A 26189-nucleotide genomic window follows, 5' to 3' on the forward strand; every position below is an offset into this window, starting at 1 on the left:
GGACCGGCCCGGTCCCGGAATCACTGACTCAGCGTCGCATCCACCACCGCACCACCGACTGCGACCCAGGAAAGGCCACCATGACTGACAAGCTCGTTCTCCTCCCCGCCGTCGACGTCGCCGACGGCAAAGCCGTCCGCCTCGTCCAGGGCGAAGCGGGCACGGAAACCGACTACGGCTCACCGATCGACGCCGCCCACGACTTCGAGGAGCGCGGTGCCGAGTGGATCCACCTCGTCGACCTCGACGCGGCCTTCGGTCGGGGATCGAACTCCGACCTCCTCAACCAGGTCGTCAAGGCCGTGGGCATCAAGGTCGAACTCTCCGGCGGCATCCGCGACACCGAAAGCCTCGAACGAGCGCTTGACACCGGGGCCGAACGCGTCAACATCGGCACCGCGGCCCTCGAGAACCCCGAGTGGACGGCCGAGATGATCTCCCGCTTCGGCGACCAGGTCGCCATCGGCCTCGACGTCCGCGGGCAGACGCTCGCCGCCCGCGGATGGACGAAGGACGGCGGGGACCTCTTCGAGGTGCTCACCGGCCTCGAGGAAGCCGGCTGCGCTCGCTACGTCGTCACCGACGTCCGCAAGGACGGCACCCTCCAGGGACCCAACCTCGACCTCCTCGAATCGATGTCGACGCGCACCGACAAGCCGATCACCGCCTCCGGCGGCGTCTCGAGCCTCGATGACCTCCGCAGCCTCCGCAGCCTCGTCCCCGCCGGCGTCGACTCCGCGATCGTCGGCAAGGCCCTCTACGCCGGGCAGTTCACGCTCGAAGAGGCCCTCGACGTCGCAGGACGCTGAGACCATGTCGACCGATTCGGCCGGCCAGCCGTGGGAGGGCCGCAGCCTCGCCCCGAACCCGTTCTCCGGAGACACCGGTGAGGCCGATGCGGCCCTGCTCGCGGCTCTCGAGACCGTGGCCGCGGCACCGCTCGACCCCGAATCCCACCGCGGCGTCGTCACGGCCCTGTCCGGCACCCGCCTCTACGCGCCGATCGTGCCCCTGGCCGTCGACCACGGCGTCGGAGAGAACGGGCTCATGGTCGACAACTCCTCGGACATGGCGATGGTCCGCCTCCAAGCCGCCGACGGTCGCGAGTGCACGCCCGGGTTCTCCGCGATCCCCCCGCTGACCTCCTGGCACCCCGAGGCCCGGCCGGTGCCGATCGAAGCCGAGCGCCTCGTCCTCGGCGCCGTCGAAGCCGAATCCCAGCTCGTCGTCCTCGACCCCGGCACCGCACGGTCGTTCCTGTTGCGGCGTCCCGCGCTGTTCGCATTCGCGCAGGGCCAGCCGTGGTCGCCGTCGTGGGCCGACGCCGAGGTGGGGCAGGCGATCGCGACGATCGCCGAGGCCTTCCCATGGCTGGCGACGATCAGTCTCAGTCCCGGCAGCGCCCGCGTCCACGTCGAAGGACCGGAACTCGGCATCCGCCTCGGCGTCCGCGGTGACGTCGACGACAGCGAACTCGACCGGTTCCAGCACGCGCTCGCCGTCGATGCGCTCATCATCGACCGCGTGGACTCCCTCGCCCTCCAGCTCACCGCGGCCTAGCGCCCGGCTGTGGGCGCTGGGTCTCCTATGCTTGAGTGACATGAGCCCCCTGCGCGATCTCAGCCGCCCCGCCGTTCCCGACGAGTCCTACCTCGACCACATCTCCGCCGAGACGCAGGCCCGCGTCGGTGCGGCAGGGGAGTGGACCGACACCTTCACCGGTGCCCCGACGACGAGCACCGAGGCGATCGCGGAGGGACTCGAGACCGTCGGCGCCGACATCACCGAACTCCTCCACACCATCCACGGCCTCGCCGAGACCGCGTACGAGGAGCACGAATCCGTCGCCGCGATCGCCGCCGTCCTCGCCTCCCGCGGCATCGCCGTCGAGACCGGCCTCTTCGGCGTCGACACGACCCTGCGCGCAACGACCGGCTCCGGTTCGGGCAGGACGATCGCCATCCTCGCCGAATACGATGCGCTGCCGGAGATCGGCCACGCGTGCGGCCACAACCTCATCGCCGCTGCCGCCGTCGGGGCGTTCCTCGCACTCGACGAACTCGTGAAGAGGGATCCTGCGGCTGTGCCGGGCACCGTCGTTCTCCTCGGCACCCCCGCCGAGGAGGGGCACTCGGGCAAGGAGGTCATGGCCCGGGCCGGTGCCTTCGACGGCATCGACGCGGCGATCATGGTCCACGGGTACGGCTACGACTGCGCCGACCAGGTGTGGCTCGGCCGTCGCCTCCTCGAGGTCACGTATACGGGAGTCGCCGCGCACGCCTCGGCGCAGCCCTTCATGGGACGCAACGCACTCGACGCCGCGACCCTCTTCTATCAGGGCCTCGGCCTGCTCCGGCAGCAGATGCCGCCGATCTCCCGCCTCCACGCCGTCATCGCCGACGGCGGGACGAGGCCCTCGATCATCACGGAATCGGCGACCGTCCAGTGCTACGTCCGCTCGAAGTACCCGGAGACGCTCAAGGAGCTCTCGCAGCGGGTCGAAGAGGCGGCGATGGGGGCGGCGCTGATGACCGGCACCGGGGTCGAGGTGACGTGGGATGAACACCCGCCGTCGCTGCCGGTGCGCGGCAATGCGGCGCTGACGACGCGCTGGGCTCTCCACGAGGAGGAGCGCGGACGCTCGCCGCTGCCGGCGGGCGTCCTCGACGAGTCGATCGCGGCTTCGACGGACTTCGGCAACGTCTCCTACCGGATCCCCGGCATCCACCCGCTCATCAGGACCGCCGACGCCGAGGTGGCCCTGCACACCCGGGAGTTCGCCGCGGCAGCGATCACCCCGGCCGCCGAGGCCGCCGCGCGCGATGCCGCCTACGGGCTGGCGTGCACGGCGCTTGACTACCTCGTCGACGATGCTCTGGCCGCCGAGGTCGACGCGGAGTTCACCCGCGCCGGCGGCGCCATCGACGTCGAGCACTACTTCGACTGAACGCGTTCAGCGCGGCCGGCCGGCACGACCGACAACCGGCAGCCGTGACCGACAACCGGCAGCCGCAAGCGACTGCCGGCGTCCGACGATCACCCGGCGGCCGATCCCGCCACGCGCTTTCCGTCGAGGAAGACATGCGCGATCGTCGACCGGTCGGTGAAGCGGGTGGGATCCTCGAGCGGGGACGCCGTCCACGCGACGAGGTCGGCGCGCTTGCCCTCCTCGATCGTGCCGGTGACCTCGCCGAGGTCGCAGAGCTCCGCGTTGATCCGGGTCGCGGAGATGAGCGCGGCCTCCGGGGACTCGAGCTGCGAGCGCAGCTTCATCTCCTCGGCGCGGTTGACCTGGTTGAGTCCCGTGAGATCCGAGCCGAGACCGATGCGCACCCCGGCCTTCCTGGCTTCGCGCAGAGACGACTCCATCCCGGCGATGACCCCGTCGATCTGGGCGGAGAAGTCGTGTTCGACCCCGGAGGCGCTCGACCCGGTGAGGTAGACGTACGCCGTGGCGAACGTCGGAACGAGGGAGACGCCGTTCTCGACCATGAGCTGCGCTGTCTCCGCGTCGATGCCGGTGCCGTGCTCGACGCACTTGACCCCGGCCTCGATGGCGGTGCGGATGCCCGTCGCGTTGTGGGCGTGGACCGTGACGTACGTGCCGCGGGCGGTCGCCTCGTGGACGGCTGCAGCGATCTCGTCGAACGTGAACTGGGTGGCCTCGACGTTGTTGCGGAAGCCGAGGACCCCGCCGGTCACGCACATCTTGATGAAGTCGGCCCCGCGGCGGAAGGACTCACGGACGTTCCTGCGGACCTCGTCGGGACTGTCGGCGAGCAGGGCGATCGTCCGCAGCCCCGGGATCGCATGGGTGTCGAAGTACTCGGTCGGCTCCCATTCGCTCGAGTAGTGGCCGTGCCCGCCGGTCTGGGCCTGGATCGGACCGGACTGGACGATCCGCGGGCCACGGACACGGCCGCTCGCGATCGCCTGGGGGACGCCGAGGTCGAGGCCGCCGCAGTCGCGCAGCGTCGTGAACCCCGCGTCGAGGGCCTCACCGCAGACGTGGAAGATGTCGGCGGCGAGGACGGCGACGGGCAGGTCGTGGCGCAGGCTCGCATCGACGGGACTCGCCATGCCCGCATGCGTGTGCCCGTCGATGAGACCCGGGGTGAGCGTCAGGCCGGCGGCGTCGATGACCTCGTCCCCCGCCTCGGCGGACCCTCCGATGCGATCGATGAGGCCATCGTCGATGCGGATTCCCGTGACCTCCCGCGGTGCGGTGCCCGGACCCTTGTCGGTCTCGTCGCCGGTGCAGGGAATCACAGTGGGGTTGGCCAGCCAGATCGCCATGGTTACCTCTGATCTCGTCGTTGAAACGGTGGTCGTGTCTCGATTATCTCGAGGCCCGGCGCGTGCGACTATCGCTGACTGTCGTGTTCGACGGACTCCGGCCACGACAGCTGTCCAGTCGTGCGGAGCAGTTTGAGGCCGAGGTGGGCGCTCAGCCGGTCACCGCCGCTGCCGAGGTCGAGGTCGGTGAGCTGTTCGATCCGCTTGAGCCGGTTGTAGAGGCTGCCCCGGTGGAGGTACATCGCCGAGGCGGTGGCGCGGACGTCGCCGGCGGCGTCGAGGTAGCGCTCGAGCGTCTCGGCGAGCTCGGGATGATCGGTGACGAGGGCGGCGATGACTGCGGCGACCGGGGTCGCCAGGGCCTCCGGGCCCGCCTCGGGCAGGAGTCCGTAGTAGCCGAGCTCGGCGAAGCGGCGCAGGGCGACCGGGGCGGTGTCGGTGGTCAGGGCGATGCGCGCGGCCGTGCGCGCGTGCCGGTAGGCCGCGTACGTCGCCTCGGCGTCGCGGAGGTCGTCGAGGGCGTCGCCGAGGCCGATGCCGACCCGGGCGATGACGTCCTGGTCGGTGAGCTCGCCCCGCCACCACTGCCGTACCGAATCGTCGGGGAACTCCGCGCCGAGGAGGACGACGCTGTGGTCGGCGAAGTCGTGGAAGAGGCCCGGGGCCAGGGAGAACCAGTCGGTGAAGCGTTCGAGCATGAGCGCGGTGCTCATCCCCGTCTGGGCGGTGCTCGCCGAGGCGGTGCCGGAGAAGTCGAGGACGAGCAGGGTCGAGGCCTGGGCGCCGAAGAGCCTCTCCTGGGCGAGTGCCTCCGCACCCTTGGTCCGCTCCTCCGGGTCGGGGGAGAGGGCATCGGCGAGGTGCTGTTTGAGGGCGGTGTCCCGAGCCCTGCCGGCGTGGGCCTGTCTCCGCAGCTCCCGGCTGATCGAGGCGGCCGCCTCGGCGACGGTCTTCTCCTCCTCCGCACCGAGCGGGCCTTCGCTGCGGAGGAGCCAGATGAAGCCCAGGGTCCGACCATCGGCGCTGATGGGGTGGCCGTAGCGGGCGATGCGGGCATCGAGGCTCTCGTTCGCTGCGACCTCGAAGAGCCCGGTGGCGTGACGGGCGCCCTGGGAGTAGATGAACTCCTGGAGCTGGGGCGAGACGCGGCGGCGGAGCACCGAGTCGATGCGGGCCTGGTCGACGGCTCCCATCTGCCTCGAGTGGGCGATGTGGCGGATCGAGTAGTCGCTGACCGAGACGGTGCGCCCCAGCGCCGTGCTCAGGGCATCGACGATGGACTGGACCTCATCTTGCATGCCTCCAAGAGTAGAGGACGCGGACGCGGCCCAGTCCATGTCGTCTCAGCGGGTGCGCAGCTGCGCACCGTGGGCGATCGAGGAGTCCCGGGTCTCCGGCAACCACCGGGCGAGGACGAGGAACGCGATCGCACCGATCGCCAGGGTGTAGAACCCGGGCGCCAGGGCGGTGCCGAAGGCGGAGATGAGACTCGAGTTGACGAGGGGAGCGGTGCCGCTGAAGATCGCGTAGGCGATCGCCGTGGGCAGGGCGAGGCCGACGAAGCGGAACTGCGGGGGCAGGAGCTCGGGGACGCTGATGCTGCCGACGACGCCGACGAAGTTCGTCGCGACGACCATGACGATCATGCCGAGCCAGGCCAGTGCCGCCACACCGAGGAGGCCGTACGCGGGGACGACGGCGACGGCGGCGATCGCGACGCTGGGGATGAGGAGACGGCGGCGACCGTACTTGTCGGCCAGCGCCCCGATCATCGGGCTGGTGATCGCGGCGACGATGAGCATGCCGGTGACGGTGATCGTCGCCTGGAGCGGGGCGAACCGGAGCTCGGAGATGAGGTAGCTCGGCAGGTAGCCGACGACGGAGGAGGTGAGGATGCCGAGGAAGACGTTGTAGACGAAGACGATCATGATGATGCCCTTTTGCTTGGCCCACAGGTCGCGCAGGCGGGGAGCATCGTCGATCTTCTCCTCGGTCTTGATGAAGACGGGGGTCTCGGCGAGGCGGAGGCGCACGTAGAGGCCGACCATCGCGATGAGTCCGCCGAAGACGAACGGGACGCGCCACACCCATTCCTGGTAGGCGGGGCCGAAGCTCGCCTGGAGGACGAGGATGAGTGCGGTGGCACCGACGGTGCCGAGCCACGTCGAGGTCGTGACGAAGCTGCACCACAGGCCGCGACGACCCTGCGGGGCATGCTCCATGAGGAACGTCGTCGCCCCGACGAACTCGCCGGCGGCGGAGAACCCCTGGAGGCAGCGGAAGACGAGCAGCAGCGCCGGTGCCCACCAGCCGATCGCGGAGAAGCTGGGGATGAGTCCGATGGCCGCGGTCGCCAGGCCCATGATGATGACGGAGATCGACAGGGCGCGGCGGCGGCCGTAGCGGTCCCCGATGCGACCGAGGACGTACCCGCCGACGGGACGGATGACGAACGCCGCGGCGTAGACGGCGAACGTCGCCGCCAGGGCGCCGGCACCGCCGTCGGGAGGGAAGAACGTCGCGGCGATGATCGTCGCCGCGAACCCGTAGAGGGCGAAGTCGAACCACTCGACGAAGTTGCCGACCGTGGTGCCCGCGATGAGCGGGAGCGGGGACGATTTCTTCGGAGGTGAGTCCGGTGAGTCTGTGGCCTTGGTCTGCATCATTGCCTCCCTGAGTGACCTGGTGTGTGATGAGTGTCTCAATCCTTGCGCCTCGGCTCTGACCGGAACAATGACGGATTGTCGCGTGTTGGCGGGCGGGGAGACGACAGTTGTCGAGACCTTGGCCGAGCGGCTCGCGAACCGTTGCCGGGCCGCAGCCGCCGACCCTACGTTATTGCCCATGACACCCACAGAATCGCCCACGGACACCCTGCCGACCACGACCGCCGCACACCCCGCATCCCGGACTCGGGAGCTGGCGCAGAGCTTCGCCGAGGACCTCATCGCCCTGCGTCGCGACCTCCACCGGGAGCCCGAACTGGGCCGCCGGCTGCCCCGGACGCAGCAGCGGGTGCTCACCGTGCTCGAGGGACTCGACCTCGAGATCAGCCTCGGCGAGGAGCTGACGAGCATCACCGCGGTGCTGCGCGGGACGAAGCCCGGCGGTCGCACCGGGGCGGACCGGCCGGTGGTCCTCCTGCGCGGGGACATGGACGGTCTGCCCGTCGTCGAGGAGAGCGGTGAGGACTTCGCGTCGACGACGGGGGAGACGATGCACGCGTGCGGGCACGACCTCCACACCGCCGGACTCGTCGGCGCCGCGCGGATCCTCCACGCGATGCGCGAGGAACTCGACGGTGACGTCGTCTTCATGTTCCAGCCCGCCGAGGAGATGGACGGCGGGGCGGAGCAGATGATCGCCGAGGGCGTCCTCGACGCCGCCGGCAAGCGCGCCGACGCCGCCTACGGTCTCCACGTGCTCGCCCACGAGATCCCCCGCGGGGTCTTCACCGGCCGCCCCGGCACCCTGATGTCGGCCCCCGATTCGCTGACCGTGCGGTTCAACGGGGCGGGCGGTCACGGCTCTGCGCCGCACACGACGATGGATCCGATCCCCGCCCTCTGCGAAGCGGTGACGGCACTCCAGACGATGGTGACGCGGCGCTTCAACATCTGGGACCCCGTCGTCGTCACCGTCGGGCGAATCGCCGGGGGCACGAAGGAGAACATCATCCCGGACTCGGCGGAGTTCAATGCGACGATCCGCTCATTCAGCCGGGAGTCGCGCGCCCTGCTCGCCGAACTCGTCGTCCCGCTCATGGAGGGCGTCGCCGCGGCACACGGACTGGAGTCGGAGGTGACGATGCGCAACGTCTACCCGCTCACGGTCAACAACCCCGATGAGCACGCGTTCATGGCCGAGACCGTCGCCGACGTCTTCGGTGAGGACCGCTTCGCCCTCAAGCCCACCCCCGACGCCGGGGCCGAGGACTTCTCCTTCGTCCTCGACGAGGTGCCAGGGACGTACCTCTTCCTCGGAGCGTGTGCGACGGGCGACCCGGCGACGGCCCCGAGCAACCATTCGCCGCTCGCCCGCTTCGACGACTCCGTCCTCCCCGACGGGGCGGCCCTGCTCGCCGAGCTCGCCGTGCGCCGGATCCACCGCGCCTGAGGAGGCATTCGCGCAGAGTCCCGCGCACTCACCCGCGCAGAGTCCCGCGCACGCATCCGCACATGTGAGCTCGGACACCGAGGTGTGCCAGACTGTTCCACGACAGCACTGTGATCGTCGGACAATGCCGGCGGACAGGGCAGTCGCGAGTTCAGTGAGCACCACCTCGGCGGTTCGGGCCCTTCACCGGTTTCCTCCCGAACACAGCGCGTTCATAGGAGAGAGCCATGTCAACGCAGGCGTCAGGGAAAGTCGGAATCGGGCAGCGGATGCTCGACGGAATCGAGCGGATCGGCAACAGACTGCCCGAGCCGTTCACGCTCTTCCTCGGTCTCTTCCTCCTCACCGGGGCGATCTCGACGGCGATGGCGCTCGCCGGGGTGTCGGTGACGATCCCCGGCAGCGACGAGGTCGTCGCGATCAGGGGCCTCTTCACCGGGGAGGGCCTGGCGTGGTTGACGACGACGATGGGCGAGAACTACATCGGGTTCCCGCCGCTGGCGACGGTGCTGCCGATCCTGCTGGCCGTCGGCGTCGCCGAGAAGTCGGGGATGCTCGCCGCGGCCGTCCGCGTCGCGTTCGGCAAGAGCCCGCGCTGGCTGCTGCCCTACGCCGTCGGGTTCGTCGGCGTCGTCGGGTCGATCATGGCCGACTCGGCGTTCATCATCATCCCGCCGCTCGCCGCGCTCGTCTTCAAGGCCGCGGGACGGCACCCGATGGCCGGTCTCATCGGCGGGTTCGCCGCGACCGGCGCCGGGTACTCGACGTCGATCGTGCCGACGAGCCTCGACGCGCTCTTCGCCGGCATCACCACCTCGGTGATGGAGACGCTGCCCGGGGTCGAGTACCAAGCGGTCAACCCGGTCTCGAACTACTACTTCAACATCGTCGCCTCGATCGTCCTCGCCCTCATCGCCGGGCTCATCATCGACAAGCTCATCGAACCGAACATGGTCCGCAAGGGCGTGCCGCGCGACTACGTCGATGCGACGACGCAGGGACTCGACAAGAAGTACCAGGCCGCGGGCTCGGAGTACGCGGAGAACTCCGTGTCGGCGCAGGAGATGGAGGCCGCGCAGACGGCGATGAGTCCGACGCTCGAGCCGGCGGAGAAGCGGGGTCTGCGCTGGGCTGTCCTCGCCGCGCTCGCCCTCACCGCGGTCATCCTCTTCGCGGTCCTCATCCCCGACTCCCCGTGGCGCAACGAGGAGGGAGGCTTCCTGCCGCGGTCCCCGCTGCTGTCCTCGATCGTCTTCATCGTCTTCGCGTACTTCATGCTCATGGGCGTCGTCTACGGTCTCGTCGTCGGCACGATCCGGTCGATGAACGACATCGTCAAGATGATGGGTCAGTCGTTCGTCGACATGATGTCGTTCCTCATCCTCGCGTTCATCCTCGGCCAGTTCATCGCCCTCTTCAACTGGTCGGGCATCGGCTCGTGGATCGCCGTGGCCGGCGCGTCCGGGCTCGAATCGATCGGCCTCACCGGCTTCGCCGCGATCATCGGATTCATGCTGCTCGCGAGTGTGCTCAACCTCTTCATCGTCTCCGGATCGTCGATGTGGACGCTCATGGCAGCGGTGTTCGTCCCGCTCTTCGCCCTGCTCGGCTACGAGCCCGCGTTCATCCAGGCTGCGTTCCGCGTCGGCGACTCCGCCACACAGGTCATCACCCCGCTCAACCCGTACATGATCGTCCTCCTCGGTCTCGTCCGCCGCTACGAGCCGAATGCCGGCCTCGGCACCGTGATCTCCCGGATGTTCCCGTTCGTCATCCCGTTCTGGCTCGCGTGGGCGGGCCTGCTGGCGATCTGGTACTTCTTCGACCTGCCGCTCGGTCCCGGCAACGGGATCTTCCTCGGGCAGAGCTGAGGTCGATCCTCGCCGAGGTGGCCCCTCCTCACGCGAGCATCTCGTCGATTCCGCGGCGCCAGTCGGCGGCCGTGCCGGCCTCGATGAGGCAGGGGCGGCGCCAGATCGGGGCGAGTTCGGCGAGTTCGAACATCGTCCGGTCGAACCATCCGGCGGCTCGGACGACGGCGTGGGGATGGCGACGGGTTGTCTCGGGCGTGAGCCGATGGCTTCGTGGGTGTACGCGGCGATGTCGGCGAGTGTGGGATTGGCGCTCGGAGCGATGACGAGACGGTGACGTCCCGCGCCGGTCGTGACAGTGCGCTGCCGGGGAACGTCGGCGGTGGCTGGTTGATCGACGGAGTCGGTCACGGTGGTGGCAGGGCCGGCTACGGCTGTCGTGGGACCGGCGACGGTGGTCGTGGGATCGGCAATCTCGGCCTCCGCATCAACCTGGCCGGCGACCACCTCGGCGGCGCTGTCGGCGAGTTCGGCAGCCGCGCCGATCATCGTCCGAGCCATGTCGCCGATGACGGTGATCCCGTGGGGAACGTCGGTGCGCGCGAGCACGACTGCCCGACGGCCGGCGGCGATGCGGTCGGTGAGGCACAGGCGCACGACCGAACTCGTCGGCGTGGCCGTCGCTCCGATGAGGTCGCCGGCGAGCACGCTCGCGACCTGCGCCGGGTGAGCCTCGCTGGCGTCGATGAGCTGCCGGCGGATGCGGCCCTTGTCGTCGACCGGGGAGAACGGTGAGTCGGCGGTGATCGGGGTGTCCAGCCCGGCGAACGCGTAGACCGATTCGGGAAAGACGACGGGGATGCCGAGCTCGGCCGCCGCATCCATGATCGCCGCCTCAAGGCCGGGCAGGGTCGTCGCCCACACGCGCGAGTCGTACGCGGCGTGGACACACGCGAAGATCGCTTCGGCATTCGCCTCCTCGGCGGCGGAACGGACAGCTGCGGCGTTCGACGCATCGCCCTGCGTCCACGTGATCGACCCCATGGTGCTGGCGGGAACGGCGAGAGCCTCGGCGGGCGGCGCCGAGCGGGTCATGACACGGGCATCGGTGCCGGCGGCGGCAAGGTCGCGGGCGATCTGGGCGCCGATCTGACCGAGGCCGAGGACGAGTGCTGAGCGCATGGCGGTGTTCCCTTCGTCTGGCGAGCAGCCACGAGATGTGAGCACTGCTCTCTGTTGGTGACGATATGAGCGTAGACCCGTCGCAGCGATAAAACAAGAGCAGTGCTCACATTCAATTCCGGTGCTCTCTCACCGTAGAGTGAGGGAATGGAGAAGAAGCGGACTCCGCGAGAGAAGGCGCGTGCGGAGACCGAAGCGCGCATCGTCGAGATCGGCAATCGGATGCTCGACGCCGAGGGGGCGGAGGCGCTCTCGCTGCGGGCGATCGCGCGTGAGCTCGGCATCGTCTCGAGCGCTGTCTACCGTTACGTGAAGACCCGCGACGAACTCCTCACGATCCTCATCGCCGACGCCTTCACCTCGATCGCCGAGGCGGTCGATGCCGCCCTCGAACGCGACAGGTCGGTGCCGACGCTGGGGCTGGCGATGCTCGCGTGGTCGCGGAGGTTCCCACGGCGCTGGGCACTCATCTACGGCACGCCGATCGCCGCGTATGCGGCGCCGCGCGAAGTGACGGTCGAGCTGGGCACGCGCGTCATGGCCACGCTTGTCACCCTCGTCGACGAGGCGGGCGCTGCGGACTCGGGGGACGCCCCAGAGGTGGGCACTGCAGGCGCACCAGGGTCGGGTGCAGCTGGCACCGCAGATGCGGGCGCAGCGGATGCCGTGCGCGGGCAGGTTGCCTGCGCGCAGCCGAACCCGGGTGTCGAGCGCGTCGCCGCCGAACTCGCCACTCTCGGCATCGACGTCGATGCCGCCACGACGCTTCGGGCAGTCACCGCGTGGGTGGCGATCATCGGACTCATCAGCTCGCTGCGGTTCGGGCAGTTCGGTCCCGGCTTCGATGACGTCGAAGACGACCTCATGACCGCGGTCATCGCCGAACTCGGGTGGTGAGACTGTGCACGCGGTAAGCCCGCGAACCCGGTGAGCCCGTGCACGCGGTGAGACCGTGCACGCGGTGAGACCACGCACGCGGTGAGACCGTGAATGCACTGACGGCCCCCGCTCAGTGAACGGGAGCCGTCAGGGACAAAAAAGCGTCAGGCGACGAGCTGCGAAGAGCCAAGCCCCAAAGGAGCGAGCCTCGACTCGATCAGCGGACGGGGCCGGTGAACTTCTCTCCGGGACCCTGGCCGGGCTCGTCGGGAATCGTCGAGGCCTCGCGGAAGGCCAGCTGCAGGCTGCGGAGGCCGTCGCGCAGCGGGCGGGCGTGATGGTCGCCGATGACGGTGGCGGCACCGGTGACGAGGCCGGCGAGTGCGGTGATGAGCTTGCGAGCCTCATCGAGGTCGATGAGGTCGGCGGCGGACTGGCCGGGGGTGTCCTCGGCCAGGCCGGTCTTCACGGCGGCGGCGGACATGAGATGGACGGCCGTAGACGTGATGATTTCGACGGCGGGCACCTCGGCGATGTCGCGGGTGACGTCGCCGACCGCCTCGGCGGTATTGGGGTCTTGAGAGGTCATGGGTCAAGCTTGGCACATTCCCACGTCCCGGGTGGCCGGGAGGGGTGGCGATGTGCGAAGAGTCATGAACCGTAGTACACTGGATACGGTGCGAAGCGGAGTCTGACTCCCACCTGGATCGCGACGAGCGATCGGGTCCGAAGATCTGATGTTCTTCCCCTCGTTGGAAATCGGGGATGAAGGCAGCGGGTCGAGGTGTATTCACGGAAAGATCCTGTGGTCTCAGACCCCGGTGATCGTGTGTGCAGGCTCCCTTGGCATTCGTGTCGATGGGAGCCTTTTTCATTGCCACGACACCATTTGAGCTAAAAAGGAGTGAACACATCAGCGAGACGCGCATCAATGACCGGATTCGGGTTCCCGAGGTCCGGTTGGTCGGACCCAATGGTGAACAGGTCGGTATCGTTGCCATTCGCAAGGCACTCGATCTCGCCCGAGAGGCAGATCTCGATCTCGTCGAGGTCGCCCCGCAGGCGAAGCCCCCCGTGGCCAAACTCATGGACTACGGGAAGTACAAGTACGAATCTGCCCAGAAGGCCAGGGAAGCCCGGAAGAACCAGGCGAACACCGCGCTGAAGGAGATCCGCTTCCGTCTCAAGATCGACGAACACGATTACGAGACGAAGAAGGGTCACGTGACGCGGTTCCTGTCCGGCGGCGACAAGGTCAAGGTCATGATCATGTTCCGCGGGCGCGAGCAGTCCCGTCCCGAGATGGGCATCAAGCTGCTCAACCGGTTGGCCGAAGATGTGTCGGAACTCGGCACCGTCGAATCCGCCCCGCGGGTCGACGGACGCAACATGGTGATGGTCATCGCTCCTCACAAGTCCAAATCCGACGCCAAGGCCGAAGCCCGCAAGGCATCCTCTGATGCCAAGGGCCGCAACGCCGAGGTCAAGTCCCGACGCGATCGGGTCGCTGCGGAGAAGAACGCAGCGCCCGAGGCGTGAGCAACAGGTAACGAATTGCCGGACACCTGTGTCCGGTGGGTGAAGTAGTTGTGGGCGCCCCCTTGCCCACAACGAAATGCAAAGGAGAACGGCACGATGCCGAAGCAGAAGACGAACAGCGGCGCCAAGAAGCGCATGCGCGTGACTGGCAGTGGCAAGATCATGCGCGAAGGCGTGAACAACCAGCACAAGTTCGAGGGCAAGTCCTCGAGCCGCAAGCGCCGTGTCGGTACGGACCAGGTCCTCACCGGCGGCGATCGCGCCAAGGCCCGCAAGCTTCTGGGCAAGCTCAAGGGCAAGTGACTCGGCCGCTCTGAGGCCGAACGGTCCGCTGCGGACCGATCCCCACAGCTTGAACCAGACTCCGGACTGAGATCCGGACGCAACGAATCAAAGGAGTAACACGTGGCACGTGTGAAGAGGGCAGTCAACGCCCACAAGAAGCGCCGGGTCATCCTCGACCGGGCAAGCGGCTACCGCGGACAGCGCTCGCGCCTGTACCGCAAGGCCAAGGAACAGGTCATCCACTCGCTGGTCTACAGCTACCGTGACCGCCGCGCTCGCAAGGGTGACTTCCGTCGCCTCTGGATCCAGCGCATCAACGCCGGCGCCCGCGCCAACGGCATGACGTACAACCGCTTCATCCAGGGCCTCAAGGCCGCTGGTGTCGAGGTCGACCGCCGCATGCTCGCCGAGCTCGCCGTCAACGACGCACCGACCTTCGCCCACCTCGTCAAGGTGGCCAAGGACGCCCTCCCGGCCGACGTCAACGCCGCGAAGACCCCGGCAGCCTGACGTCCCGCCCGGACTGACGCTTGGACAGCCCGCTGACGCAGTGAATGCGCGCTGACGCTGTCCCAACGGCCCCGAACCCCTGCGTTCGGGGCCGTTGGTCTGTTCTCCCACCCTGTTTTCTCCCACCCCGATCACGAAGGTGCGCCATGAAGCTGCCCGATGTCATCTCCTCGCCGCAGTCGAAGCGGATCAAGAACGCCGCGAAGCTGCTCAGCCGCCGTGGGCGCAAGGCCGCCGGCCGGTTCCTCGCCGAAGGTCCGCAGGCCGTCCGCGAAGCCCTGGCCACCGACGGTGCCGTCGACGAGCTCTTCATCACCGAGGCGGCCGCTGAGCGCCATCCGGAGTTCGCCGAGGCGGCGGCCGGGTCGAGGATCTTCCTCTCCACCGTCACCGAGGAGGTGCTCACCGAGCTCGCCTCGACCGTGAACTCGCAGGGCGTCGTCGCCGTGTGCCGGGCACTCGACGTCGAGCTCACCTCCGTCGTCGACAAGGACGCGCAGCTCATCGTCGTCCTCTCCCAGGTGCGCGACCCGGGCAACGCGGGCACGATCATCCGGCTCGCCGATGCCGCCGGGGCCGACGCCGTCGTGCTCACGTCCTCGAGCGTCGACGTCTACAACGACAAGACCGTCCGCGCCACCGCCGGGTCGATCTTCCACGTCCCCGTCGTCACGGGTGTCGGCCTCCCCGAAGTGACCGAACTCGCCCGTGCCCGTGGCCTGCAGGTCCTCGCCGCTGACGGCAACGACGCCGCGCACGACCTCCACCACCCGTGGGAGTCGGGCCTCGACCTCTCCGCACGCACCGCGTGGGTCTTCGGCAACGAGGCGTGGGGGATGCGGCCCGAAGACCTCGAGGTCACCGACGCCGCCGTGGCCGTGCCGATCTACGGTCAGGCCGAGAGCCTCAACCTCGCAACCGCCGCCGGCATCTGCATCTTCGAATCCGCCCGCAACCAGCGGATGTGAAGGCGTGGCCGCCGTGCGGGTCGGCGGCCGCGGCTGAGCAGGCGGTCAGCAGAGGCGTTTCGGGGCCGCGACCGGGCGAGCGGGCCGCGGCTTCAGCCTTCTGGGCCGCAGCTGCAGCGTCCTGGACAGGGGTCTCACGCACGCTCATGGCGAGTTCTCGCTCGTTCAACACTTGGCGTGAATATGTGGGCTTTGGGGACGACATTTTCACGCCACCTGTTGAACGAGCGGCGACCTCGTCGCCGAACCGTCGATATTCACGCCACCTGTTGAACCAGCCCACCACTTGCTCGCCGTCCGTGACGGCCATGTCACCGCCCGCCGATAGTCTGCACCCATGACGACGACACTTCTCAAGGAAGATTTCGTCTACGCCGCAGCAGTGAAGAGACTGGGGATCATCGATGTTCCGAAGGCGGCTATGGCGGACGCCTCAGCTTCCTACCGACACTGAATCGCGGACGACTGTGCGTTCATCGTGCGCGAAAGCCCTCCGAGACCGGCCGCCAGTTGCGAAACTATTCCGCCGCATCTGCGGCCTTGGAGGTCTGATTATTGGCGACGAGTTCCCAGATGTAGCCGTCGATGTCAGCGAAGTAGCCCATGTACGAACCATCGACGTCCTGACCCCCATCGGCTGACCCGCCAGCGGCGACAGCACGGTCGAGCACCTCATCGATCTCAGCTCGGGTGGCGAAGGCACAGGAGATGATGCTGGCGCCCGGGACAGGGTACTTCGAACCGGGCTGGCCTGAGAGCTCGAGGTACTGGCCGTATTCGTCTGCGGCGATGAAGAAGATCGAAAGATTGGGCAGTTCGAATGCAACGATACCGTCCTCGACTCCGTCGGTTTCGAGTCCGAGTCCATCGACGTAGAAGTTCGCGGTGGCCTGCGGGTCGGCGACGGGCAATGACAGGATCGTCGTCAGTGGCTTCATGCCTGCAGTCTAGTGGGGACGAACACGGTAGGGCAGGGGAAGCCGTGTCACCGCCCGCCGATAGTCTGCACCCATGACGACTGCCGCACCGAAGCCACCCACGATCACGCATGGACAACTCGCTCAGGGCCTCCTCGGCGATATCGGGTCCGACGAGTTCTTCGAAGGGCTCGATTTCACCGACCTCGACCTCGCCGAGGCGGATGCCAAGGGCGCGACGTTCCTCGACTCCGCGCTCACCCGGGTGACGTTCGGCGGGTCGGACGGGCACGCCGACCTCACGGGCGTCCGGCTATCCGGGGTGCGGCTCACAGACTCCCGCGCGGACACTCTGATGATGCCGCGGGCGAACCTCGTCCACACGGAGGTCTCCGGATGCCGGATCGGTGCCGGCGTCTGCTACGACAGCGTATGGGAGAAAGTCGTCATCGACAACTGCCGGATCTCCTACCTCAACCTGCGTTCGGCGAAGCTCACCGATGTCGAGTTCCGCGGCTGCGCGATCGACGAACTCGACCTCGACATGGCGACGGCCACCCGCGTCGCGTTCCCGGGCTCGACGGTCGGCAGCCTCCAGCTCGCCGGCTCGACGCTGCGCAGCGTCGACCTGCGGGGACTCGCCCCACACAGGATCACCGGCATCCAGGCGCTCCGCGGAGCGACGATCGACGACCAGCAGCTCATGGTCTTCGCCGAACTCTTCGCCCGCGAACTCGGCATCATCGTCGAGTGAGCGGGCCCGCCGACGGATCAGCCGCCTCGGCGACGGACATCGACACCCCGGAGCCCACGGCCACGCAGAGCCCCAAGCTCACGCGGTTCATGCGCCGGTGATCACCGGTTCTGCAGCTCCTCGGTGAGCACCCGCTGGTTCTCCGAGTAGTCGATGGGGATCACGATGAGTTGGACGCCGCCCTCCTCGAACGCCGTCTCGAGCGCCCCCTGGAGGTCATCGACGTCGTCGAGGCGACGCCCCTTCGCCCCATACGACTCGGCGTACGTGACGAAGTCGGGGTTGCCGAACTGCAGTCCGAAGTCCGGGAACCCGTCGACGGCCTGCTTCCACTGGATCATCCCGTAGCCGCTGTCCTCGAGGATGAGGACGACGAGATCGAGGCCGAGGCGCACCGCGGTCTCCATCTCCTGGCTGTTCATCATGAACCCGCCGTCGCCGGCGACCGCCATGACCCGGCACTCGGGATGCGTGAGCTTCGCGGCGATCGCCGAGGGCAGCCCGGCCCCCATCGTCGCCAGCGCATTGTCGAGCAGCAGAGTGTTCGCCCTGGTGGTGCGGTAGTTTCGGGCGAACCAGATCTTGTACATCCCGTTGTCAAGCGCCACGATGCCGTCGACGGGCATGATGGCGCGGACATCGTGGATGATCCGCTGCGGAGTGAACCGGTGCTCGGTCGAGCCCTCCTCGATCTTCGCGAGGATCCCCGAGCGCATCGGCAGCAGCGCCTGCGCATTGGGCACCTGACCCTCGAGCAGGTCGGCGAGCCGGTTGAGCGTGGGGCCGAGATCCCCGACGACCTCGAGCTGCGGGAAGTACACCTGTTCGACGACGGCGGCGCGGAAGTTGAGGTGGACGACGGTCGGTCCGTCCTCGTCCATCGTGAACGGCGGCTTCTCCGTCGTGTCGTGGCCGATGGTGACGATGACATCGGCGCTCTCGATCGCATCGTGGACGTAGTCGCGTTCGGTCAGCGCCGCCGTGCCCATGTAGAGCTCGCTCGACCCCGACACCGATCCCTTGCCCATCTGCGTCGTGAAGTAGGGGATCCCGACGCGGGGCACGAACTCGGCGAGGGGGAGTCGGCAGCCGGCGCGGGAGGCATCGGCGCCGAGCATGAGCAGGGGGCGCTCGGCTTCCCGGATGATCTTCGCGGCCGCTTCGAGCGAGGCGTCCGGGGCGACCGGCTGGATCATCCGGTGCGGTGGGATGAGCTCGTAGTTGTAGACCGGGGTGGCGGCGATGTCCTCGGGCAGCTCGAGGTGGACAGGCCCCGGACGTTCGTCCTGCGCGACCCGGAACGCCTCCCTGACCATGGTGGGGATCATCGTCGCCGAGGTGATCTGATGCGTCGACTTCGTCAGCGGGCCCATCGCGGCGACCGTGTTGACGATCTGGAAGCGCGCCTGCTCCGCGGTCCGGATGCCCTTCTGACCGGTGATCATGACGACGGGCATCCCGCCGAGGTTGGCGTACGCGGCCCCGGTCGCGAGGTTGAGTGCCCCCGGCCCGAGCGTCGTCAGACACACGCCCGGCATGCCGGTGAGTCGGCCGTAGGTCGCGGCCATGAAGGCGGCGGCCTGCTCATGACGCGTGATGATGAGTTCGATCGAGGACTCGCGCAGGGACTCGACGAAGTCGAGGTTCTCCTCCCCGGGGATCCCGAAGATCCTCTCGACGCCTTCGTTCTCGAGCGCCTGGACCATGACATCGGAGGCTTTGACTGGATTCGTCGTCATGTCTCGACACTAGCGCGACTGGACCCGCAGAGCACGGGTGGGTGACGAATCGGACACGGAGGACCGCCTCGGCGTCGGAACGTGGTCAGCACCCGGACGCCGACCGTCGGGGGAGGGGGCGAAGGGATAGACTGTTCTGCGGCATAGGCACACGCGCAAAGGACATCGATGACAGACCACTTGGACCCCTTGGACGAGTCAGCCGTGCAGGCTGCCGTGGACACGGCACTGACCGCATTCGCTGACGCCGCCACCCTTGATGACCTCAAGCAGGCGAAGATCGACTTCATGGGCGACAAGTCTCCCTTGGCACTGGCGAACCGCGCGATCGGCGGACTCGACAAGGCCGACAAGGCCACCGCCGGCAAGGTCGTCGGCCAGTCCCGCGGACGGGTGAAGAAGGCCCACGACGAGCGCCTGGCCGAGCTCGAGGCCGAACGCGACGCCGCAGTCCTCGTCGACGAGGCCATCGACGTCACCCTGCCGAGCGATCGGCGCGGGCTCGGCGCTCGCCACCCGCTCTCCCTCATCCAGGAACAGGCAGCGGACTACTTCGTCGGCCTCGGCTGGGAGGTCGCCGAGGGACCCGAGATCGAAGCGGAATGGCTCAACTTCGACGCCCTCAACTTCGGCCCCGACCACCCGGCCCGCCAGATGCAGGACACGTTCTTCGTCGACCCGCCCGAGGCCGGTCTCGTCCTGCGCACCCACACCTCGCCGGTGCAGTCGCGGTCCCTGCTCGAACGCGGAGTCCCGCTCTACGTCGTGTGCCCGGGCAAGACGTTCCGCACCGATGAGCTCGACGCCACCCACACCCCGGTCTTCCATCAGATCGAGGGCATCGCGATCGACAAGGGTCTGACGATGGCGAACCTCAAGGGCACCCTCGACGGCTTCGCCCGGGAGATGTTCGGCCCGGAGTCGACGACCCGCCTGCGCCCGAGCTTCTTCCCGTTCACCGAACCGAGCGCGGAGATGGACTTCTGGTTCCCCAACAAGGTCGGCGGTCCCGGCTGGATCGAATGGGGCGGCTGCGGCATGGTCCACCCCAATGTTCTCCGCGCCGCCGGCATCGACCCCGAGGTCTACCAGGGCTTCGCGTTCGGCATGGGCATCGAGCGCACGCTCATGCTCCGCGAGGGAATCAACGATATGCACGACATGGTCGAAGGCGATGTGCGCTTCTCGGCCCGTTTCGGAATGAAGGCTTGAGAGATGCGCGTCCCACTTTCCTGGCTGGCCGACTACGTCGACTACCCGGCCGACACTGATGCCCACGCCCTCGCCGCGGAGTTCGCCGCGATCGGGCTCGAAGAGGAGGACTACTTCGGCGCCGAGGTGACTGGCCCCCTCGTCGTCGGTCGTGTCCTCGACCTCGTCAAAGAGGAGCACAAGAACGGCAAGACCGTGAACTGGTGCCGGGTCGACGTCGGCCCCGAGCACAACGAGGCCACCGATGATCCGAAGGACCCGCAGCCCGGCGAGGAGCGTCCGAGCCGCGGCATCATCTGCGGTGCCCACAACTTCGTGCCCGGCGACCTCGTCGTCGTCAGCCTGCCCGGCGTCGTCCTCCCCGGTGACTTCCGGATCGCGGCTCGCAAGACCTACGGTCACACCTCGGACGGGATGATCTGCTCGGCCGCCGAGCTCGGCCTCGGCGAGGATCACGACGGCATCATCGTGCTCACCGACCTCGGGCTGACCGGCGAACCGGGCGACGACGCGATCGGCCTCCTCGGCCTCGACGATGTCACCCTCGACGTCAACGTCACCCCCGACCGCGGGTACCAGCTGTCGATGCGCGGCATCGCCAGGGAGTACGCGCAGATGAAGGGGCAGTCGTTCACCGACATCGGCAGCCCCGAGGTCGCCGCGGTCAGCGCCCCCACCGCTGACGGCTTCCCTGTCGCCATCGACGACGCCCGTCCCATCGACGGCGTGCCCGGATCCGATGTCTTCACCGCCCTGCAGGTCACGGGCATCGACCCGACGAAGACGACGCCGTACTGGATGCGCCGGCGCCTCATCGAGGCGGGCATGCGCCCGATCAGCCTCGTCGTCGACATCACGAACTACGTCATGCTCGAACTCGGGCAGCCCCTCCACGCGTACGACACCGCGCTGCTGGGCGAGGAGATCGTCGTCCGGCGCGCCGAGGCGGGGGAGAAGTTCACGACGCTCGATGACGTCGAGCGCACCCTCGATGCCGAAGATCTTCTCATCACCGATCGCAGCGCCGACGGTTCGTCGAAGATCATCGGCCTCGCCGGGGTCATGGGCGGCGCGGCCGTTGAGGTGAATGACGCGACGACCGACGTCGTCATCGAGGCCGCCCACTTCGACCCGATCTCGATCGCCCGGACCTCGCGGCGGCACAAGCTCTCCTCCGAGGCCTCGCGTCGCTTCGAACGCGGCGTCGACCCGCGGCTGGGACCGGTGGCGGCCCGGCGCTGCGCCGACCTCCTCGTCGAGCTCGCCGGGGGCACGCTCAGCGCCGCGACGACGCAGATCGGCGAGGCACCGGAACCGACCGTCATCGACCTCGCCGTCGACCGGGTCTCCTCCGTCGTCGGCGTCGACTACTCCGCCGCCGAGGCGATCTCCCTGCTCGAGGGCATCGGCGCCGGTGTCGAGGACCGCGGCGACGGGGTGCTGCGGGTGACCGTGCCGAGCTGGCGTTCGGACATCACCGCCGACATCGACCTCGTCGAGGAGGTCGCGCGCACCGGCGGCTACGACCGGATTCCCTCGGTTCAGCCGGCCGCACGTGCCGGTGCGGGACTCACTGACGCCCAGCGGGCACGCCGCCGGATCTCCAATCTGCTCACCGCGGACGGGTTCACGGAGGTGCTCAGCTACCCGTTCACCTCGGCGAAGCGCGATGACGAGATGCGGCTCGAGGGCGACGATCCCCGGCGCCTGCACATCCGGTTGGCCAACCCGATGTCCGAGGACCTGCCGCTGCTGCGCACCACCCTGCTCTCGACGCTGCTCGACGTCGCGACCCGCAACTTCGGTCGCGGGGCCAAGGACGTCGCGCTCTTCGAAGCCGGACTCGTCTCCTCGGCAGCGGACCTGCCGACCACGCCGGGACCGCGCTACCTGCCCGGGTATCACCCGACGGCTGAGCAGCTCGAGGAGATCTACGCCTCCGTGCCGGCGCAGCCCTACCACTTTGCGGGCGTCGTCGCCGGACATGCGGAGTTCCCCGGAGTGTGGGGCAAGGGCCGGCGGGCCGACGCCGCCGATGTCATCGACATCGTCCGCCGGATCGCCGCGGTCAGCGGTGACGAGGTCAGCGTCGAGGCCGAACGCGGCGCCCCCTGGCATCCGGGGCGGGCCGCGAAGTTCACGCTCGCCGATGGCGGCGTGCTCGGATACGCCGGTGAGCTCCACCCGAAGGTCATCGAGAACCTCGGCCTGCCGGCACGCACCGTCGCCTTCGAGATCGACCTCGATGCGCTGCTGGCGCAGGCGGACCTGCGGACGTGGGACGGCGCGCTCTCGACCTACCCGGTGTCCCGGCAGGACGTCGCGCTCGTCGTCGATGCCGACCTGCCCGCACAGACCCTGGCGGCGACGCTGACCGAAGGGGCCGGCGACGACCTCGAGGCGCTCGAGATCTTCGACCTCTACACCGGTGACCAGCTGCCCGAGGGCAAGAAGTCGCTGGCGTTCCGGCTGACATTCCGGGCCCCGGATCGCACGCTCAAGGCCGATGAGGCCTCGGCGATGCGGGAGGCCGCGACGGTGCTCGCGACCGAGCGCCACGGTGCGCAGGTGCGCAGCTGACACGGTGCGCAGGTGATCCGTCTGATCACCAGTCGACGAGTGAGGAGACCGACCCATGAGTGAGAACCTTCCGTACAGGACGAAGCTGCCCGGCCAGCAGGCCGGCGGCGCGGCCACCGCGGTGCCGAGTGAGACGATCGCGCTCATCACCGGGGGTGCCCGCGGCATCGGGCGTCACCTCTCCGAAGCGTTCGCGAAGGCCGGCTACCGCGTCGTCCTCACGGCCACCTCGGCGACGAAGGCCCGGGAGGCCGCGGCTGAAGTGGCGCTCGCCACCGGGGGAGAGGTCACTGGGTTCGGGCTCACGGTCGACGACGTCGACTCGGTCGCCGAGCTCAAGTCCCAGGTGACGAGCCTGGAGAAGGAGACCGGGCAGCGTCTGCAGGTGCTCATCAACAATGCCGGGCGGATCGAATCGACGGAAGGTCCGCTCTGGGATGCCGATCCGCAGAGCCTGGCCGGCGTCGTCGGGGCGAACGTCCTCGGAGTCGCGCTCATGGTCAACGCGTTCGCCCCCGTGCTCATCGCCGCCGCCGAGGCGACCGGTCGGACGAGTGCGATCATCGACCTCAACTCGGGGTCCGGGGCGACGGGGACGCCGGCATATTCGGTGTACTCGGCGTCGAAGGCGTCGCTGTTCCGGATCGCCGATTCGGTCGTCCACTTCGGGCATGAGAAGGGTCTGCGGATCTTCGAGATGGCGCCCGGTGTTGTCGAGACGTCGATGACGAAGTCGATGCCCGTCCACGATCACCGCACCGCCGGTGACTGGACGACGCCGCAGCAGGTCACCGACCTCGCGTTGGCCCTGGCCTCGGGCTCGCTCGATGCGTTCACCGGCCGGTATGTCCGTGCCGGTGCCGATACAGAGCAGTCTCTCCTCGCCGAGGCGGCCAGCGGTCTCTCCGACTCGACCCGTCGCCTGGTTCTCGGGTGAGATGATCCGCACCCTCCTCATCGACAACGCGGACTCGTTCACGTACAACCTCTTCCATCTCCTCGCCGAGGTGAACGGCTGCGAGCCGGTCGTCGTGCCCAACGAATGGGCCGAGTACTCGCTGGCCGTGCTTGAGGAATTCGACAATGTCGTCATCTCACCGGGGCCGGGGACGCCGGTCGAGCCGGCTGACTTCGGGATCTGTGCCGATGTCATTGCACATGCGGAGATTCCGGTGCTCGGCGTGTGCCTCGGGCATCAGGGAATTGCGTATGTTCACGGCGGAACGGTGGAGCACGCGCCGGAGCCGCGGCATGGGCGCGTGTCGGCGATTCAGCATCCGGGTACGGATTTGTTTGCTGGATTGCCGTCGCCGTTTGAGGCGGCGCGGTATCACTCGCTCGCGGTGACCGAGTTGCCGTCGAGCCTTGTGCCCACGGCATGGTCGGTTGACGGTGTGCTCATGGGGCTGGCGCACACGACGCGACCGCAGTGGGGTGTGCAGTTCCATCCTGAGTCGATCGTCACCGAGCACGCGGCTGACCTTTTGCGGAACTTCCGGAAATTGACTGAGCGATGGTGGGCGGAGCAGGTCTCGTCGCGAGGGGCCGGCGCTGCTTTACTTCGTTCTGTCGACGTGGCCCCGGGAGACCCGCTCACTCGTAATGAACCGGTCAATAGCGTCGCTGCCGATGTGACTCATCCACGGCGACTCACCTTCAAGGTGCACGTGCGTAAGCTGCCTTTGACTGCATCGGCGTCTACCATTTTCAGCACTTTGTTCGCCGCCGAGCCCGAGGCAGTCTGGCTCGACGGCAACATGCCCGGTCATCCCGATTCGAAGTTCTCGATCATGGGCGCCCCGACAGGACCGTTGAGCCGGTCGGTGAGAGCAGATGTCCGCACGGGGACGCTCGAGGTGCGGTCGGGACGCGGCACTGAAACCATCGAATCGGGATTCTTCGCTTGGCTCAAGGACGACCTCGGCGCGGTCGACCTCACCTACGCCGAGGACGACAGTGGTCTGCCGTTCGCGTTCCGACTCGGGTGGGTCGGGTATCTGGGCTACGAGCTCAAGGCTGAGGTCGGTTCGCCGCTCCAGCATGAGGCCGACACTCCGGACGCTCTCATGATGTTCCTCGATCGTGCCCTCGTCATCGACAACGAGACGAGCACGGTCTATCTGCTGGCGCTCAGCGGAGACGGCGTGGATGGCAGCGAATGCGAAACGTGGTTCGATGAAGTAGCCGAGGCCATCGGCCCCTCGTCACTCGATGATGAATCAGTAACTGCTGCGAGATCAGCGGACGAACACGCCGACGTCGAGAAGCAGGCCGCTGCTACAGAAGGACACGAGCATCGAAGCGGCGCCGAGGAGGACTTCGCCGGCATGCCTGGACTTAGCGCCCGGCATTCGAAGGCGGAGTATCTCGCGCTCATCGCCGAGGCGCAGCGACTTATCAATGACGGGGAGACCTACGAGGTCTGTCTGACGAATATGCTCGAGACGCCGTGGACACGTGACTCGCTGGAGACGTACGTCGAACTGAGGCGGGACAATCCGACGCCGTACGGTGCGTTTCTGCGATCGCCCGAGGTGAGCGTACTGAGCACGTCGCCGGAGCGCTTCCTGCGGATTTCGGCAGGTGGCGAGGCGGAGTCGAAGCCGATCAAGGGGACTCGACCGCGGGGGAGCAGCCCTGAGGAGGACGAGGCTCTTAAGGATGATCTGCGATCGTCGGTCAAGGACCGCTCCGAGAATCTCATGATCGTCGATCTGGTCCGACACGATCTCGGCATCACCGCCGAGCTGGGATCGGTCGAGGTGCCCAAGCTCTTCGACGTCGAAACCTATGCGACGGTTCATCAGCTGGTGTCAACGGTGCGCTCGCAGGTGGGCCGTGGAGCGACTGCTGTGGACTGCGTTCGAGCAGCATTCCCTCCAGGCTCCATGACGGGAGCCCCGAAGCATCGCACAATGTCGATCATCGACGATCTCGAACGGGGTCCCAGGGGCGTCTACAGCGGAGCAATCGGTTTCTTCTCCCTCGACGGGGCAGTAGACCTCAGCGTCCTCATCCGCACTGGAGTAAACGCGTCACACAAGTTCAGTTATGGTGTCGGCGGTGCGATTGTTTCTCTTTCCGAGCCTCGCGAAGAATACCTGGAAGCCATCGTCAAAGTAGCCCCTGTTGTCCGAATGCGTGCTCGCGGGTAGCCCGCGCCAAAACGCACCTTTCCTGAAGCCCGACCTGAGAGCCATCTAGCAAATATGGGCACGACTTCATAGACGCGAGATACTAACGATTCTGCTATCTTTCGTCTGACAAAGTCGGCCATCGCACGCTCTGCCGCCACGGCGTGTCGTATAGAACAAATGTACGAGAGATGCTGTAGGCTTCCGGCTGACGGGCGACGACCGTCGTGCTCGTCAGGTTGACCATGTTGGTGGGAAGGAGGTGAA

General features: G+C 67.9%; 22 protein-coding genes. 16 read left to right on the forward strand and 6 right to left on the reverse strand.

Annotation, left to right across the window (positions count from 1 at the left end; all coding sequences use genetic code 11):
* The first annotated feature begins 80 nt into the window (after positions 1-80).
* The 3 genes from priA to J9315_RS06580 are packed head-to-tail and all read left to right on the forward strand — an operon-like array spanning position 81 to position 2947.
* Positions 81-809, forward strand: a complete 729-nt coding sequence (priA, locus tag J9315_RS06570; RefSeq protein ID WP_211979070.1) for a bifunctional 1-(5-phosphoribosyl)-5-((5-phosphoribosylamino)methylideneamino)imidazole-4-carboxamide isomerase/phosphoribosylanthranilate isomerase PriA — start codon at positions 81-83, stop codon at positions 807-809.
* Positions 810-813: 4 nt separating this feature from the next.
* Positions 814-1560: an SseB family protein gene (locus tag J9315_RS06575; RefSeq protein WP_211979071.1), complete on the forward strand. Its 747-nt coding sequence runs from the start codon at positions 814-816 to the stop codon at positions 1558-1560.
* Positions 1561-1600: 40 nt separating this feature from the next.
* Positions 1601-2947 carry an amidohydrolase gene (locus J9315_RS06580; RefSeq protein WP_211979072.1) on the forward strand — a complete coding sequence of 449 codons (1347 nt, stop codon included), beginning with the start codon at positions 1601-1603 and terminating at the stop codon, positions 2945-2947.
* 89 nt (positions 2948-3036) lie between these two features.
* Here J9315_RS06580 and J9315_RS06585 read toward each other — a convergent pair whose 3' ends face one another.
* The 3 genes from J9315_RS06585 to J9315_RS06595 all read right to left on the reverse strand — a co-directional run bounded on the left by J9315_RS06585 (position 3037) and on the right by J9315_RS06595 (position 6962).
* Complete coding sequence (locus J9315_RS06585; protein WP_211979073.1) at positions 3037-4296, reverse strand: amidohydrolase family protein; 1260 nt, start codon at positions 4294-4296, stop codon at positions 3037-3039.
* Between the two features lie 68 nt (positions 4297-4364).
* A complete protein-coding gene (locus tag J9315_RS06590; RefSeq protein WP_211979074.1) occupies positions 4365-5594 on the reverse strand; it encodes a PucR family transcriptional regulator in 1230 nt (409 codons plus the stop codon).
* A 45-nt stretch (positions 5595-5639) separates the two neighbouring features.
* Positions 5640-6962, reverse strand: coding sequence for an MFS transporter (locus J9315_RS06595; RefSeq protein ID WP_211979075.1), 1323 nt, complete (start codon positions 6960-6962; stop codon positions 5640-5642).
* Positions 6963-7140: 178 nt separating this feature from the next.
* On the opposite strand from J9315_RS06595, the gene J9315_RS06600 reads away from it, so the two are divergent.
* From J9315_RS06600 to J9315_RS06615, 4 genes are all read left to right on the forward strand, one after another.
* Positions 7141-8412 carry a M20 family metallopeptidase gene (locus tag J9315_RS06600; protein ID WP_211979076.1) on the forward strand — a complete coding sequence of 424 codons (1272 nt, stop codon included), beginning with the start codon at positions 7141-7143 and terminating at the stop codon, positions 8410-8412.
* 227 nt (positions 8413-8639) lie between these two features.
* Entirely contained in the window at positions 8640-10283 is a 1644-nt protein-coding gene (locus J9315_RS06605; protein ID WP_211979077.1) for an AbgT family transporter, read from the forward strand.
* Positions 10284-10556: 273 nt separating this feature from the next.
* Entirely contained in the window at positions 10557-11018 is a 462-nt protein-coding gene (locus J9315_RS06610) for a hypothetical protein (RefSeq protein WP_211979078.1), read from the forward strand.
* A 534-nt stretch (positions 11019-11552) separates the two neighbouring features.
* On the forward strand, positions 11553-12302 hold the full coding sequence (locus J9315_RS06615; protein ID WP_211979079.1) for a TetR/AcrR family transcriptional regulator: 750 nt from the start codon (positions 11553-11555) through the stop codon (positions 12300-12302).
* Between the two features lie 199 nt (positions 12303-12501).
* Here J9315_RS06615 and J9315_RS06620 read toward each other — a convergent pair whose 3' ends face one another.
* The gene (locus J9315_RS06620; RefSeq protein WP_137825247.1) at positions 12502-12873 is read right to left on the reverse strand and encodes a DUF1844 domain-containing protein; all 372 of its coding nucleotides are present in this window, start codon (positions 12871-12873) and stop codon (positions 12502-12504) included.
* A gap of 263 nt (positions 12874-13136) precedes the next feature.
* Between J9315_RS06620 and infC the strand changes: the two genes are divergently transcribed.
* The 4 genes from infC to J9315_RS06640 all read left to right on the forward strand — a co-directional run bounded on the left by infC (position 13137) and on the right by J9315_RS06640 (position 15586).
* A complete protein-coding gene (gene infC / locus J9315_RS06625; RefSeq protein WP_249121075.1) occupies positions 13137-13823 on the forward strand; it encodes a translation initiation factor IF-3 in 687 nt (228 codons plus the stop codon).
* A gap of 96 nt (positions 13824-13919) precedes the next feature.
* Positions 13920-14126, forward strand: coding sequence for a 50S ribosomal protein L35 (rpmI, locus tag J9315_RS06630; RefSeq protein ID WP_063250542.1), 207 nt, complete (start codon positions 13920-13922; stop codon positions 14124-14126).
* A gap of 102 nt (positions 14127-14228) precedes the next feature.
* Positions 14229-14618 carry a 50S ribosomal protein L20 gene (gene rplT, locus J9315_RS06635; RefSeq protein WP_137825246.1) on the forward strand — a complete coding sequence of 130 codons (390 nt, stop codon included), beginning with the start codon at positions 14229-14231 and terminating at the stop codon, positions 14616-14618.
* Positions 14619-14764: 146 nt separating this feature from the next.
* The gene (locus tag J9315_RS06640; RefSeq protein WP_198499095.1) at positions 14765-15586 is read left to right on the forward strand and encodes an RNA methyltransferase; all 822 of its coding nucleotides are present in this window, start codon (positions 14765-14767) and stop codon (positions 15584-15586) included.
* 518 nt (positions 15587-16104) lie between these two features.
* On the opposite strand, the gene J9315_RS06645 is transcribed toward J9315_RS06640, so the two are convergent.
* Positions 16105-16524, reverse strand: a complete 420-nt coding sequence (locus J9315_RS06645) for a VOC family protein (RefSeq protein WP_211979080.1) — start codon at positions 16522-16524, stop codon at positions 16105-16107.
* A 73-nt stretch (positions 16525-16597) separates the two neighbouring features.
* Between J9315_RS06645 and J9315_RS06650 the strand changes: the two genes are divergently transcribed.
* A complete protein-coding gene (locus J9315_RS06650; protein WP_211979081.1) occupies positions 16598-17257 on the forward strand; it encodes a pentapeptide repeat-containing protein in 660 nt (219 codons plus the stop codon).
* A gap of 101 nt (positions 17258-17358) precedes the next feature.
* Here the strand turns inward: J9315_RS06650 and J9315_RS06655 are convergent, their stop codons facing one another.
* A complete protein-coding gene (locus tag J9315_RS06655) occupies positions 17359-18996 on the reverse strand; it encodes an acetolactate synthase large subunit (RefSeq protein WP_211979082.1) in 1638 nt (545 codons plus the stop codon).
* A gap of 168 nt (positions 18997-19164) precedes the next feature.
* Here J9315_RS06655 and pheS point away from each other — a divergent pair, with 168 nt between their 5' ends.
* Genes pheS through pabB form a run of 4 tightly spaced genes read left to right on the forward strand, consistent with a single transcriptional unit; the run spans position 19165 to position 25943 of the window.
* Positions 19165-20208: a phenylalanine--tRNA ligase subunit alpha gene (gene pheS, locus J9315_RS06660; RefSeq protein WP_211979083.1), complete on the forward strand. Its 1044-nt coding sequence runs from the start codon at positions 19165-19167 to the stop codon at positions 20206-20208.
* 3 nt (positions 20209-20211) lie between these two features.
* Positions 20212-22788 carry a phenylalanine--tRNA ligase subunit beta gene (gene pheT / locus J9315_RS06665; RefSeq protein ID WP_211979084.1) on the forward strand — a complete coding sequence of 859 codons (2577 nt, stop codon included), beginning with the start codon at positions 20212-20214 and terminating at the stop codon, positions 22786-22788.
* Positions 22789-22843: 55 nt separating this feature from the next.
* The gene (locus J9315_RS06670) at positions 22844-23725 is read left to right on the forward strand and encodes an SDR family oxidoreductase (RefSeq protein WP_211979085.1); all 882 of its coding nucleotides are present in this window, start codon (positions 22844-22846) and stop codon (positions 23723-23725) included.
* A 1-nt stretch (position 23726) separates the two neighbouring features.
* The gene (gene pabB / locus J9315_RS06675; protein WP_211979086.1) at positions 23727-25943 is read left to right on the forward strand and encodes an aminodeoxychorismate synthase component I; all 2217 of its coding nucleotides are present in this window, start codon (positions 23727-23729) and stop codon (positions 25941-25943) included.
* Positions 25944-26189 lie beyond the last annotated feature (246 nt).

The sequence above is a fragment of the Brevibacterium sp. W7.2 genome, from assembly GCF_018137945.1.
Classification (GTDB): domain Bacteria; phylum Actinomycetota; class Actinomycetes; order Actinomycetales; family Brevibacteriaceae; genus Brevibacterium; species Brevibacterium sanguinis.